We start from the raw sequence: 14,063 nt of genomic DNA on the forward strand, positions 1-14,063 counted from the left end.
CAATATAAAGGAGACTACGGAAATGATGATTTTAGAAGCGAATAAAATTCGAAAAAGCTATGGTAACAAGCTAAATAAACAGGAAGTGCTGAAGGGCATCGATATTCACATTGAAAAGGGCGAATTCGTCAGTATTATGGGTGCTTCAGGATCGGGCAAAACGACTTTGCTTAACGTTCTGTCCTCGATTGATAAGGTAAGCCACGGAACGATCAACATTAACGGAAACGAAATGACGTCCTTGAAGGAAAAGCAGCTGGCTGAATTTAGAAAACAGCACTTAGGCTTTATCTTTCAAGATTACAATTTGTTAGACACATTAACAGTGAAAGAAAATATCCTTCTGCCGTTATCGATCACGAAAATATCAAAAAAGGAAGCAAACCGCAAGTTTGAGGAAGTGGCGAAGGAATTGGGTATTTATGAATTGCGGGATAAGTACCCGAATGAAATTTCCGGCGGCCAGAAGCAGAGAACATCCGCCGGGAGAGCGTTTATTCATGACCCGAGCATTATTTTCGCTGATGAGCCGACCGGCGCGCTCGATTCAAAATCAGCCTCTGATCTATTAAACAAGCTGAGCCAGCTCAATCAAAAACGCAGCGCCACAATTATTATGGTTACCCATGATCCCGTTGCAGCGAGCTACTGCGGCAGAGTCATTTTTATTAAGGATGGCCTGATGTATACGCAGCTGAATAAAGGAGGCCAAGACAGGCAGACGTTTTTCCAGGATATTATGAAAACACAAGGCGTGTTAGGCGGGGTGCAGCATGAACATTAATCAGCTCATACTGCGAAATCTGAAAAAGAATATCAGGAATTATTACCTCTATGTGTTTGCTTTGATCTTTAGTGTGGCGCTTTATTTCGCATTTGTCACACTCCAATATGACCCGGCCATTAATGAAGTAAAAGCTTCCATTAAAGGCGCCGCGGCTATTAAAACCGCTTCAATTTTGCTTGTGGCTGTTGTATCAATCTTTATTTTGTACGCCAATACCATTTTTATTAAAAGACGGAGTAAAGAGATCGGGCTGTTTCAATTAATCGGAATGACAAAGCACAAAATCTTTCGAATCTTAAGTGCGGAAAACATCATGCTGTATTTCGGCTCGTTAGCCATCGGGGTTTTTGCCGGATTTTCAATCTCAAAGCTTGTGCTCATGATCTTGTTCAAAATCGTCGATGTCAAAGCTGATGCGAAACTGCATTTTTCTGAGCAAGCCTTGGTTCAAACAATCATTGTGTTCTGCGGCATTTACCTTTTGATTATGATCATGAATTATACGTTTATCAAAAAACAAAGCATTTTATCTTTGTTTAAAGTAACGTCTTCCACTGAGGATAAAGTGAAGAGAATCTCTTTTTTCCAGATGCTGATCGGGGCGCTGGGCATCGTGTTGATTTTAACGGGATACTACGTGTCTTCCGAGCTGTTTAGCGGAAAATTCAAGACCATAAACGAACTGTTTTTCGCAATGAGTCTTATCTTAGGTTCCGTCATTATCGGGACGTTTCTCTTTTATAAAGGATCGGTTACGTTTATCTCGAACATCATTCGGAAAAGCAAGGGCGGCTACTTGAATATCTCAGAGGTTCTGTCACTGTCATCGATTATGTTCAGAATGAAATCGAACGCTTTGCTTCTGACAATTATCACAACCGTTTCAGCGCTCGCCATCGGGCTGTTATCCCTTGCTTATATTTCGTATTACTCGGCAGAAAAGACTGCTGAACAAAATGTAGCGGCGGATTTTTCATTCATGAATGAGAAAGATGCCAAACGATTTGAAAGCAGTTTGAGTGAAAATGACATGTCGTACGCCAAAAAAGAAATGCCTGTCCTGCAATCGTCATTTGATCTCACAAATATCATGGATGGAACTTCGAAAGAGATGCAGAGCGATCCCAGCAACACACAGCTCGCTGTTGTTAGCGATAAAGATGTAAAAGGAGTCGATGTGGCGGCTGGGGAAGCGGTTTTCTCAGGATATACTGACTTGCTGCAAAAGATAATGGTTTTAAAAGACTCCGGCAGCATTAAAGTCAAAAGCAAGAATGAGACAAAATCATTAAACTATAAAGGATTAAGAGAAGAGTTTCTTGTATCCTACACGTTTACAAGCGGGGGAATGCCCGCAGTCATAGTGGATGACAACCTGTTTAAACAGCTGAATAAAGATAAAGACCCTCGCATTCAGCTGGCGCAATCTGAATTTATCGGCATCAATATGAAACATGGAGATCAGCTTGAAAAAGCAAATGAGCTCTTTCAAAAGGTCAACAAGAAAGATCTACATTTATCAAGGCTGGATACAAGTATTGCGCAAAAATCTCTTTTTGGTATGGTCATGTTCATCGTTGGTTTCTTAGGATTAACATTTCTCATCACATCGGGGTGTATCCTTTACTTTAAACAAATGGGTGAAAGTGAAGAAGAAAAACCGAATTATACCATCCTAAGAAAACTCGGTTTTACACAGGGCGACCTGCTGAAGGGGATACGCATCAAACAAATGTATAACTTCGGCATTCCATTGGTGATCGGCCTCTTTCACAGTTATTTTGCCGTACAATCCGGCTGGTTCTTATTCGGATCAGAGGTATGGTCGCCGATGATTATGGTGATGGTGTTATATACTGCACTCTATTCTATTTTCGGTATTCTGTCGGTTCTTTATTATAAAAAGGTGATTAAGTCGGCATTGTAAAACAGTAAAAGCTCCAGAGAACTGGAGCTTTTTTGTTTATCGTTTCGGCGCCCGATACCCGGCTGCCTCAGCCTCTTCAACTGAACAAAACATTTCAGCTGGGTCTGTCGTCCGGTCATAGTATGTACTGCCCGGCGTATGATAAATGCCGTTTTTGCTGCCTTTGATAAGACAGCCTTCTGCTGTATCAGCTGAGCTGGTTTCGTTGCTTTTATTTGTGCTGGTTGAAGAATGTTCGCTGTTTTCTTTTGTGCTGGCTGTTCGGTTTTGTGCCTCTTTTAATTGCTTTTCAAGTTTTGTTTTATCTTGTTGAAGGGCTTCATTTTCAGCCTTTGCTGTTTTGGTATCATCTTTGAGCTGTTTTTGTTTTTCTTGAAGTTCTTTATTTTCTGCTTTTAATGATTTCTGAGTCTTTTTTAGTTCACTATTTTCTTTCTCCAGCTGCTTGAGCTTGTCTTGATCTTTTGTGTCGTCTTTCAGTTTCTTTGCTTCAGAGCTGATGGCTTCATACTCTTTCTCAAGTGCTTCATGCTCTTGTTTAAGACTTTTATATTCAGTGTTTAGTGCTGAATATTTTTTATCAGCATTTGCTGCGGCAGCGTCAGGTTCTGTCAAAGCTGCTCCGGTGAAGAGCAGAATGAGGCCTCCAATGAAAAGCGGCCAAAAGAGTTTTTTAGAGAATCGTTTTTCTTTTTTCAGCACATATCTGACGAGATGGTACACTCCATAGCCAAGCGAAAAGAGAAATGCAAAAAAACCGAGGAATGCGAATGCCATTTCCATGAAATTTACCCCTTTTTCTATTTATTTTACAATTTTCGAACAATATTTGTTAGATTTTTTCACACTCATCTGTTGAAAAATATGAGATAGACAGATAGAATGAATGTGCTATGATAACTGGATTCGTACGGAGCCTGTTGAGGTTTCCGTTTTTTCATGAGCTTTTATAGATAAGAAAGGGGGATCAGTATGCCGCGCGCATTGAAAATTTTAGTGATAGGGATGTTTATTAATGTGACAGGGGCATCCTTTTTATGGCCGCTTAACACGATCTATATTCATAATCATTTAGGAAAGTCGTTAACGGTCGCGGGGATTGTCCTTATGCTGAATTCCGGCGCCAGTGTGGCAGGGAATTTATGCGGCGGGTTTTTGTTTGATAAAATCGGCGGGTTCAAATCCATCATGCTCGGAATTGCGATTACGTTAGCAAGTCTGGTGGGTCTCGTCTTTTTTCATGATTGGCCGTTTTATATAGTGCTGCTTACGATTGTCGGGTTTGGTTCGGGTGTTGTTTTTCCGGCCAGTTACGCAATGGCTGGATCAGTGTGGCCTGAAGGGGGAAGAAGGGCATTTAATGCGATTTATGTCGCGCAAAACGCAGGTGTTGCCGTCGGTTCTGCGCTTGGCGGCGTGGTGGCGTCTTTCTCGTTTTCATACGTATTTTTGGCGAATGCCGCGCTGTATGTGGTCTTTTTCTTTATCGTATATTTCGGATTTCGAAATATTCAGACGAAGGATGTGTCTCAAACGTCTGTGCTTGATTATGACGCTGTAAGCAGCAAAGCAAAATTTACGGCTCTGGTTATTTTGAGCAGCGGGTATGTGCTCGGATGGCTGGCATATTCTCAATGGTCTACCACCATTGCATCGTACACGCAAAGCATCGGAATGTCTCTTTCTTTATATAGTGTGCTGTGGACGATTAACGGAATTTTAATTGTGGTTGGACAGCCGCTTGTCAGCTTTTTTGTGAAAAAATGGGCTGAGTCGCTGAAAGCGCAAATGATCATTGGTTTTGTCATTTTTATTGTGTCTTACAGCATGCTGCTGACTGCGAAGCAATTTCCAATGTTTCTGGCTGCCATGGTGATCTTGACCATCGGGGAAATGCTTGTTTGGCCTGCCGTGCCGACGATTGCCAACCAGCTTGCGCCTAAAGGGAAAGAAGGATTTTATCAAGGGTTTGTGAACAGCGCTGCGACAGGTGGCAGAATGATAGGGCCTTTGTTCGGAGGAGTGCTCGTCGATCATTCCGGCATTCACGCTCTTGTTTTATCACTTTTGGTTTTGCTTATGATCAGCATAGCCACGACGATTTTATACGACAAACGGTTAAAATCAGCTGATAAAGCGAATAAGCAAGCTTCAGTTTCTTCATAAGAAAGATCCCGCCGGATGAGCGGGATCTTTTTACATAATCGGAAGCACGTTCACGGCATCCTTTACATTAGAATATGTTTTCAGCGATGAGAAATTGGCATCCAGTTTATTCATTTTCATAGCCAATTCGGGCTTAATGCCGGTAATGATTAATTCGGTACCGGTCAATTTCAGCAAATGGCTCAGCTTGAAAATCTGGTCGGCGGTTTGTTCATTTACTTGGGCCAAACCTGATAGATCAATAATCAAATAATCATCTTTGGATGTTGATAAAATATTCGTCAATGTGCTGACGATGGAATTAAATCGCTCCTCTGTCAGGTTGCCGACTAGCGGAAGAGCCGAAATGCCGTTGCGAATCGGCACAATAGGAGTTGAAAGTGCAGTAATTTCTGTGAGGGAATCCTCGAGAAGCTGTTCATACTCTTTTTGCTTGGTAATGTCATTTTGAATTCCGACAAAATAGGTTTTGTCTTCTATTTCCAGCGGATCAATATATAACTCATTCCAGAACATCGTTCCGTCTTTTTTGTAGTTTTGAATCTGAACTGTAACCGGCTCTTTATTTTGTAAACCGGCTCTGATGTTGTCCACTTCACCAGCGTCTGTATCTTTCCCCTGTAAGAAGCGGCAGTTCTTTCCTAAAATTTCCTCGGCCTCATAGCCGGTCATTTGAACAAAGCCTTGGTTTACGTAGACAATCGGATTATCTTCAAGTGCAGGATCTGTAATCACTACACCGACTCGCGCGTGATCAAGCGCTTTTTTGATAACGTCCAGCTGTCCTTTTATTCCGAATGATTGAAAACTACCCATATAATTCCCCCTTAGGCCGCCAGCTTGCTGTGCGAAAGCCTGATATTCCCCTTTTTTTAATGAATTCTACAGTAACCGTAGCACAACACATGTTCTGATTCAAGCAAGCGCAGTTTGTTGTTTGTCATTCGGGCTTGTCCTCGTATACACTAAAAATAAGAACAGAGTTTGAACATATGAACGGAAAGGTTTCTACATGCTAAATAAGTGACTAGGTCAATGTCACTGGGTGAAAAATGAATCTAATGCATCAAGCTTACCGATCATGTGTTCACATATAATGGAAGAAACAAGCTTTTTTCAGATTTGCCAGTATGTAGATATCGAAAATCATCGGAATCGTTTAAGGTGGCTGGATGGCCTGAAGTCGCTTTACGAAATAAGGGCTTTAGGAAGGTGATGATGAAGATGCTGCATCAGGTATTAATTGCTTGTGTAATTGGAGGAATCATGGGGATTCTCGGTCATGTGAAAAAGAGAGGCAGACTGGAGAAACCCAGGATGACAAAGCGGTTTATCTATCTTGGATTTTTGGAAGATTGGTTTATCGGCATGACGGCTTCCATTTTACTTGTACTATCCGCTGACCCCGATTCAGGAATTCAACTTGTCATCTTATCCATTATCTCAGGCTACGGCGGTGAAGCTGTTCTCAGAAGCTTTGATTTTGTAAGAGAAATGAACAGCGGCGGCGAACCGGCCGAGTCGAAACGTCAAACCAAAACTCCACCAGAATAATTGTCCTCAATCTTCGCCCGTTCAGGGTACATTCCCATTGTATACAAACCTGCTTGCACTTATGAACAGAATTCTATAAAATACAGTTAAGATTACGGTTGCGATAAGAACAATGAAGAGGAGCAGTAAGAAGCAGATATTGTTTCAGAGAGTTGACGGCTGGTGAAAGTCAATCAAGTTTGTTTCCGAACTCACCTCAGAGTTGCAGCGGTGAAAAGCCGCTGACGCATAACTGCGTTAAAAGTATCAAGTGAGTGCGGCGTCTGCCGCGCTAACGAGGGTGGTACCGCGGGAAAACGAAAGTCTCTCGTCCCTTTTAGGGATGAGGGAGTTTTTTTTAGTTTGGGAATATTCTGAATATAATTGTCCCTTTCCCGTCAATACTTGAACCATAAAACGCCGTATTCAATCAGAAGGAGGTTTTTACTTTGAGTTTTCAGCACAAAGAGATAGAAAAGAAATGGCAAAATTATTGGCTGGAAAACAAAACATTTGCCACTCTTGATCATAATGAGAAACAAAAATTTTACGCGCTGGACATGTTTCCTTATCCGTCTGGAGCGGGTCTGCACGTCGGACACCCTGAAGGCTATACAGCAACGGATATCCTCTCCCGCATGAAGCGCATGCAGGGGTATGACGTTCTTCATCCGATGGGCTGGGACGCATTCGGTCTGCCGGCTGAGCAATACGCTCTCGACACCGGGAATGACCCGGCAGTGTTTACGAAGCAGAATATTGATAATTTCCGCCGCCAAATTCAGGCGCTCGGTTTTTCATATGATTGGGATCGCGAAATCAACACGACAGATCCTGAATACTATAAATGGACACAATGGATTTTCTTAAAGCTTTATGAAAAGGGCCTTGCTTACGTTGATGAGGTGCCGGTAAACTGGTGCCCTGCACTCGGTACGGTTCTTGCCAACGAAGAAGTCATCGACGGAAAGAGTGAACGCGGCGGCCATCCGGTCGAAAGACGCCCGATGAAGCAGTGGATGCTGAAAATCACAGCTTATGCGGACAGGCTTCTTGATGACTTGGAAGAGCTTGATTGGCCGGAAAGCATTAAAGACATGCAGCGCAACTGGATCGGCCGTTCTGAAGGTGCGCACGTTCATTTTGGCATAGACGGACATGATGAATCATTTACGGTGTTTACAACAAGACCTGATACATTGTTTGGCGCTACATACACTGTACTTGCTCCGGAGCATGCATTGGTAGAAAAAATCACAGCTGCTGAGCAAAAAGAAGCTGTCGAAGCTTATATCAAAGAAATTCAATCAAAGAGTGACCTTGAGCGCACGGATCTCGCGAAAACAAAGACAGGCGTCTTCACGGGAGCTTATGCGATCAATCCTGTAAACGGTGAAAAACTGCCGATCTGGATCGCAGATTACGTTCTTGCTTCATACGGAACAGGTGCAGTCATGGCTGTTCCCGGTCACGATGAGCGTGATTTTGAATTCGCCAACACATTCGGCCTTCCAGTCAAGGAAGTCGTGAAAGGCGGAAACGTGGAAGAAGAAGCGTACACAGGCGACGGAGAGCACGTAAACTCTGACTTCCTGAACGGGCTTAATAAACAGGAAGCGATTGAAAAAATGATCGCTTGGCTGGAAGAAACGAAAAACGGCGAAAAGAAAGTCACTTACCGTCTGCGCGACTGGCTCTTCAGCCGCCAGCGCTACTGGGGCGAGCCGATACCGATCATTCATTGGGAGGACGGAACGTCAACAGCTGTGCCGGAGGAAGAACTGCCGTTGATTCTGCCGAAAACAAACGAAATCAAACCGAGCGGCACCGGCGAATCACCGCTTGCGAACATTAAAGAGTGGGTTGAAGTCACAGACCCTGAAACAGGGAAAAAAGGAAGAAGAGAAACGAATACAATGCCGCAGTGGGCGGGAAGCTGCTGGTATTTCTTGCGCTACATTGATCCGCACAATCCGGATCAGCTGGCATCACCTGAGAAAATGGAAAAATGGCTTCCGGTTGATATGTATATCGGCGGCGCGGAGCATGCTGTGCTTCACCTTCTGTATGCCCGTTTCTGGCACAAGTTCCTTTATGATATCGGGGTAGTGCCGACGAAAGAACCGTTCCAAAAGCTGTATAACCAAGGAATGATTCTCGGTGAAAACAACGAGAAAATGAGTAAGTCAAAAGGGAACGTTGTCAACCCTGATGAAATCGTTGCCTCTCACGGCGCTGATACGCTGAGATTGTACGAAATGTTCATGGGACCGCTTGATGCTTCAATTGCCTGGTCTGAATCAGGCTTAGACGGCGCACGCCGCTTCCTTGACCGCGTATGGCGCTTGTTTGTTGAAGACAGCGGTGAGCTTAATGGCAAAATCGTTGAAGGCGCCGGTGAAACATTGGAGCGCGTCTATCATGAAACAGTCATGAAAGTGACAGACCACTATGAGGGCCTGCGTTTTAACACAGGTATTTCTCAGCTGATGGTCTTTATCAATGAAGCCTACAAAGCGTCAGAGCTGCCGAAGGAATATATGGAAGGTTTTGTGAAGCTTCTTTCTCCTATCGCGCCTCACCTCGCGGAAGAGCTGTGGGAAAAATTAGGCCATAGCGGTACGATTGCATATGAGGCTTGGCCTGTATATGATGAAGCAAAACTTGTTGACGACGAAGTTGAAATCGTTGTTCAGCTGAACGGAAAAGTGAAAGCGAAACTACAGGTTCCTGCAGATGCGACGAAGGAACAGCTCGAACAGCTTGCTCAAGCAGATGAAAAGGTCAAAGAGCAGCTTGAAGGCAAAACCATTCGTAAAATCATCGCGGTGCCGGGCAAGCTTGTCAATATTGTGGCAAACTAATCCTGGAAAAATCCCCTTTGTCAAAAAGGGGATTTTTTTCATCAGTCTCAAAATAGCAATCGTCCAGCTGACTTTGATATACTGAACATGATTATTGGTGAATAGGAGTGTTTTCTTTGGAAATAAAAGAAATCAGCACAGCTGCTTTGCAAGAAAAAATCGAGGCGGATGAAGAATTGTATTTGATTGATGTCAGAGAAGATGAAGAGGTTGCGGAAGGCATGATCCCGCAAGCGGTTCATATTCGCATGGGGGATATTCCTGAAAAAATGGACACCCTCGATAAAGACAAAGAGTACACTTTTATCTGCCGATCAGGGATGCGCAGCATGAATGTCTGCAGGTATTTGGATGAGCAAGGCTTTAAAACAGTCAACGTAGAAGGCGGCATGATGGCCTGGGAAGGCGAAACGAAACCGAAAAACTAGGGGAGAGATCACCCCTAGTTTTTTTTATTTGTATGCTGGAAGCCAATCGCCGTGCGCTTCAAATAAATCATCACACATAGAAATAATGTCATTGATGGACAGCTCCGCACTTGTATGCGGGTCAAGCATGGCTGCCTGGTAGACAGCTTCTTTTTTTCGTGTAACAGCAGCTTCAATGGTCATCAGCTGTGTGTTGATATTCGTTCTGTTTAACGCTGCGAGCTGCTCAGGAAGTTCTCCGGCAAAGCACGGGGTTATTTTTTTTCTGTCGGCGACGCATGTCACTTCAACTACCGCTTTGGAAGGAAGGTTTGTGATGAGTCCGGTATTTAAGACGTTTCCTCCGAAGGTGAACGGCTGATTCGTTTCCATTGCTTCTATTATTCTTGAGCCATATTCCTTTGAGCGTTTATGGGTGAGGTTTTTATTGTTAACAATGTCATCCCTCATTTTCTCCCAATCTTCTATCTGTTTCACGCATCTTCTTGGATATTCGTCCAGCGGGATCTGCAGCTCGTTGATCAATTCAGGATAATTCCGCTTAATAAAATAAGGATGGTATTCTGCGTTGTGCTCTGATGATTCCGTGACGTAATAACCGAACTTATCCATCAATTCAAATCGCACCATGTCATGATGCTTTGTTTTTTGCTTTTCTCTCGCTCTCTTTTTGATTTCGGGATATAAATCAGCGCCGGCCTTTTTCACTTCCAGCAGCCATGCCATATGATTGATGCCTGCGATTCGTTCTTCAATCCCGTCGTGCTCCATACCGAGAGATCTAAATAAATCTCTTGTGCACACTTGGACGCTGTGGCAGAGCCCGATCGTTTTCACATCCGTATAGCGAAGCATAGCGCCAGTCAGGGAGGCCATTGGGTTTGTATAGTTTAAAAACCAAGCGTCGGGACACATTTCCTCAATATCTCTTGCGATATCAAATAACACAGGGATTGTCCTGAGTGATCTGAATATCCCGCCGATGCCCACTGTGTCGGCAATCGTCTGCCGCAATCCGTATCGTTTAGGAATCTCAAAATCGATGACTGTGCTTGGTTTATAGCCTCCGACCTGAATGGCATTAATCACATAGCCCGCTTGCTGCAAAGCCAGTTTTCTGTCGTCATAGCTGTTGATAACCACGCTCAGATTATAGCGGTCTCTCAAATTTTCGAGCATAAGCTGAGATTCCTGCAAGCGTTTTGGGTCAATGTCGTAAAGCGCAAATTCAAATCCATTTAACGCCTCCGTTAACAAGCAGTCTCCTAAAACATTTTTTGCGAAAATTGTGCTCCCTGCACCGATAAATGTGATTTTTTTCATGTCGGTTCCTCCTTTATTTCATTATCCTTTTACCGCGCCTGATGACAGCCCGGCAATAAAGTATTTTTGCAGCGCCAGAAACAGAATGACCATCGGCAGCATTGCCATGATGGCAGCCGCGGCGACCAAATGCAGATTGTTGGCGTTTTCTCCGAAAAACCCGGCCATTGCGACAGTAAGTGTCTGCACCTTCTGATCCTGTAAAAAGAAAATCGCAAATTGATAGTCATTCCATATAAAGACACAGGAAATAATACAGATGGTGGCAGTGATCGGCTTCAGCAAAGGAAATACGATCGTAAAAAAGATTTTCAGCATTCCCGCTCCATCCATTCTTGCCGCTTCTTCAAGCTCTTTTGGAATGGTTGAACGGATAAACCCGGAATACAAAAACACGGTTAATGGCATATACGCCGCTGTATTGATCAAAATGGCGACTGCGTGTGTATTGACCATGCCGGCGTCCACAACCATTCTGTACAAAGGCACCATGGACGTTAACGGAGGGATGATCATAATTGAAATCAGCAGCGCGAAAACGGCTTTATTCAGCTTGGTTTCCCGCCGGGCAAGAGGATAGGCGGCCAGTGAGCCGAATATGATTAATAACAATGCCGAAACACCTGTGATGATGATTGTGTTGATAAACGAGTTGCCAAGTGAAGCGCGCTCCCATGCCTCAGAAAAATTTTGAAAGGAAATATCAGCTGGAAACAGCCATTTGGAACTGTAATCTCCTTTTGCTTTCAATGAAGTGGTCAGCAGAATGTAAAAAGGAATGAAATGCGCACAGGCTACAATGGCAGCAAGAAGTGTAATAAACCGCAGTTTGTTTGAGCGGGCGGCTCTCATGACATTTCCGTCTCCTTTCTTTTAAAGTACGCAAGCGCGCAAAAGCTGATGATCAAAATGACAAATGCCATAAATATGCCTTGTGTCGCAGCATAGCCGGCATCCTGCCGTTTAAAATACAGGTCATACATAAACGTTGACATCGATTGCGACGCGTTTCCGGGTCCGCCTGCAGTGAGCGCAATTATCACGTCAAACAGCTTTAAGCCTCCGATAATGTTGATGACCATATTGATCGTGATCGAAGGCATTAACAGCGGCAGGGTGATGCCAAAAAACTGCTGGCCCCGTGTTGCGCCATCCATTTCCGCTGCTTCGTAGTAATCTTTTGGAATGCTTTGTAGGCCTGCCAAATAGACAATCATGGCGATGCCGACATATTGGTACGTGTTAATCATGACGATGATCCATGGGTTCGAAGACGGACTGGCAAGCGCGTTGATCGGGGTGATGCCGAAAACGCCAAGCAGGTCATTAAGCGCGCCTCCGTCATAAGAAAAGAAAAAGTACCAAATGTAGCCCATAATGAGCGGACTGATCATAACCGGCAAATACACAATGGTCCTTGTTATCGCTTTCATTTTTATGCTTTGATTTAATAGCAGGGCGTACAGAAGCCCAATGCCGTTTTGAAAAAAGGTGCTGCCGAGTCCGTATAGCAGCGTGTTTTTTAAGATATGCCATGTGTCCGGATCAGCAAACAGCCTTTCATACTGAGCGAAACCGACCCACTGATAAACCTGAGAAAATCCGTTCCAATTTGTGAAGGTGATAAAAGCGCCTTTTACAAACGGATAAATCATGAAGATCAAAACGGAGAGCAGAGCCGGAATATACATCCACCAAAGTGAGGATTGTTTTTTCGGCTTGACCTGTTTCATAAGAACATCTCTTGCGATCTCACTCATTGTTTTCAGCTCCCTGTGTTTCAGATTGCTCCCGGAGTCGTTTATATTCTCTTCCCAGCTTTTTAGAAATCTCGTTGGGTGTCAAAATGTCTGCCGCAAGCTCTTGGCCGACCGTTCCCATCACATCCCACATCCCGTTCGGCAGGTACAATCGGTCGAAATAGGGCTCGACTTTCATATTCTGATAATGCTGATAGTCTTTGGCATAGAAAATATCAGCTTTTACATTGGTCAGCCCTGAAGGAAGCGATGTGGCTTCAGCCATTTCTTTCGCATGGGCGGGACGAGCCATAAAGGCGATAAATTGCTTTGCTTCCTTTAAATGAGGCGAGTCTTTCCATGCTGCCAGTGTATAGCGCTCGCCGCCAATCCATATCGGGTCATCACCGGAGTGTATAGCTGGTGTCGGGATAATCCCAACCTTTACATTCGGATTAATTTGGGCGACGTCTTGACCAAGAGTGCCGCCCTGCATGGTAAAAGCGATTTTATTTTGAGCCATTAATTCAATGAGCTGTGATTTTTTTGCTGTTACGGCATCGATATTGATGAGTTTTTCTTTCTGCATTTGTTTGAGGGTATCTGAAAGATAAGTAAATTTGCTCCAATTGAAGGTGCCGTCAATGAGCTGTTTCTTTTCATTATGGGCAGGATCTGTGATGAGAAGAGGTGTTGCGAATTGGTCATAATATTGGGCGAAAGAGCTTTTATCATATCCGGCGAACCAGAAAGGAACGATTTCTCCATTGCTTTTTTCTTTAATCGTTCTCAGTGCTTTTATAAAGTCATCCATCGTTTCCGGCGGATCAATGCCGAAACGGTCTAACATATTGCGGTTGTACGCCAGGCCGTCCTTTGCTTGGTTGATCGGATATGCGTATACCTTTCCGCTTTTGTTTTTAAGGATGCTGTTTAAATTTGGATCAAGATTCTGAGTCCAGTCCATATCCCGGAGATCGGCTGTATACTCCCCGTACCTGATTTTCCCCCAGCCATGAGTATCAAAGAGATCAGGCAGATCATTGGCGGCCATTCTGACACGCATCATATTTTCATAGTCATTGCCTGGGAAATGAATGCTGACGCGAATGCCGCTTTCCTTTTCGAACGCTGCGGCTAGTTTTCTGAATGTGTTTCTTTCACTGTCTGTTGACATCGTAGAATAAATGGTTAACGTCTTTTTGCCTGTATCTGCAGCGCTTTCTTCAAATGAGCATCCCGGCATAATCAGCAGAATAAGAGAGAGAAATAAAACAAATATGTGTTTCATCTTTT

12 protein-coding genes and 1 other annotated feature are annotated in these 14,063 nt (G+C 43.9%); of the genes, 6 read left to right on the forward strand and 6 right to left on the reverse strand.

The genetic code is table 11. From position 1 onward, the window contains the following. The first annotated feature begins 22 nt into the window (after positions 1-22). Positions 23-784 carry a bacitracin ABC transporter ATP-binding protein BceA gene (gene bceA, locus KXD37_RS00385; protein WP_024122567.1) on the forward strand — a complete coding sequence of 254 codons (762 nt, stop codon included), beginning with the start codon at positions 23-25 and terminating at the stop codon, positions 782-784. Then, positions 774-2,714: an FtsX-like permease family protein gene (locus KXD37_RS00390; RefSeq protein ID WP_263463036.1), complete on the forward strand. Its 1,941-nt coding sequence runs from the start codon at positions 774-776 to the stop codon at positions 2,712-2,714. The genes bceA and KXD37_RS00390 overlap by 11 nt, the downstream gene beginning before the upstream one ends. Before the next feature lie 36 nt (positions 2,715-2,750). On the opposite strand, the gene KXD37_RS00395 is transcribed toward KXD37_RS00390, so the two are convergent. After that, on the reverse strand, positions 2,751-3,497 hold the full coding sequence (locus KXD37_RS00395; protein ID WP_024122565.1) for an LMBR1 domain-containing protein: 747 nt from the start codon (positions 3,495-3,497) through the stop codon (positions 2,751-2,753). A 189-nt stretch (positions 3,498-3,686) separates the two neighbouring features. Between KXD37_RS00395 and KXD37_RS00400 the strand changes: the two genes are divergently transcribed. After that, positions 3,687-4,880: an MDR family MFS transporter gene (locus KXD37_RS00400; RefSeq protein WP_044153739.1), complete on the forward strand. Its 1,194-nt coding sequence runs from the start codon at positions 3,687-3,689 to the stop codon at positions 4,878-4,880. Between the two features lie 30 nt (positions 4,881-4,910). Here the strand turns inward: KXD37_RS00400 and KXD37_RS00405 are convergent, their stop codons facing one another. Next, on the reverse strand, positions 4,911-5,696 hold the full coding sequence (locus KXD37_RS00405; RefSeq protein WP_095714559.1) for a blue-light photoreceptor: 786 nt from the start codon (positions 5,694-5,696) through the stop codon (positions 4,911-4,913). Positions 5,697-6,098: 402 nt separating this feature from the next. Here KXD37_RS00405 and KXD37_RS00410 point away from each other — a divergent pair, with 402 nt between their 5' ends. From KXD37_RS00410 to KXD37_RS00420, 3 genes are all read left to right on the forward strand, one after another. Next, positions 6,099-6,434 (forward strand): DUF4257 domain-containing protein, encoded by a 336-nt coding sequence (locus tag KXD37_RS00410; protein ID WP_003223352.1) that lies wholly within the window; start codon positions 6,099-6,101, stop codon positions 6,432-6,434. 103 nt (positions 6,435-6,537) lie between these two features. Next, positions 6,538-6,752 (forward strand) — a binding site (T-box leader). Between the two features lie 110 nt (positions 6,753-6,862). Further along, positions 6,863-9,277, forward strand: a complete 2,415-nt coding sequence (gene leuS / locus KXD37_RS00415) for a leucine--tRNA ligase (protein ID WP_095714558.1) — start codon at positions 6,863-6,865, stop codon at positions 9,275-9,277. 116 nt (positions 9,278-9,393) lie between these two features. Then, on the forward strand, positions 9,394-9,705 hold the full coding sequence (locus KXD37_RS00420; protein ID WP_024122561.1) for a rhodanese-like domain-containing protein: 312 nt from the start codon (positions 9,394-9,396) through the stop codon (positions 9,703-9,705). Positions 9,706-9,729: 24 nt separating this feature from the next. Here KXD37_RS00420 and melA read toward each other — a convergent pair whose 3' ends face one another. From melA to KXD37_RS00440, 4 genes are read right to left on the reverse strand one after another with little or no spacing between them, the layout of a single operon-like run. After that, a complete protein-coding gene (gene melA, locus KXD37_RS00425; RefSeq protein WP_151174458.1) occupies positions 9,730-11,028 on the reverse strand; it encodes an alpha-galactosidase MelA in 1,299 nt (432 codons plus the stop codon). A gap of 21 nt (positions 11,029-11,049) precedes the next feature. Then, a complete protein-coding gene (locus KXD37_RS00430; protein ID WP_024122559.1) occupies positions 11,050-11,880 on the reverse strand; it encodes a carbohydrate ABC transporter permease in 831 nt (276 codons plus the stop codon). Continuing rightward, positions 11,877-12,788 carry a carbohydrate ABC transporter permease gene (locus KXD37_RS00435; protein ID WP_263463047.1) on the reverse strand — a complete coding sequence of 304 codons (912 nt, stop codon included), beginning with the start codon at positions 12,786-12,788 and terminating at the stop codon, positions 11,877-11,879. The genes KXD37_RS00430 and KXD37_RS00435 overlap by 4 nt, the downstream gene beginning before the upstream one ends. Further along, a complete protein-coding gene (locus KXD37_RS00440; RefSeq protein WP_263463049.1) occupies positions 12,781-14,058 on the reverse strand; it encodes an ABC transporter substrate-binding protein in 1,278 nt (425 codons plus the stop codon). The genes KXD37_RS00435 and KXD37_RS00440 overlap by 8 nt, the downstream gene beginning before the upstream one ends. Positions 14,059-14,063 lie beyond the last annotated feature (5 nt).

The sequence above is a fragment of the Bacillus sp. XT-2 genome (assembly GCF_025696525.1).
Classification (GTDB): domain Bacteria; phylum Bacillota; class Bacilli; order Bacillales; family Bacillaceae; genus Bacillus; species Bacillus halotolerans.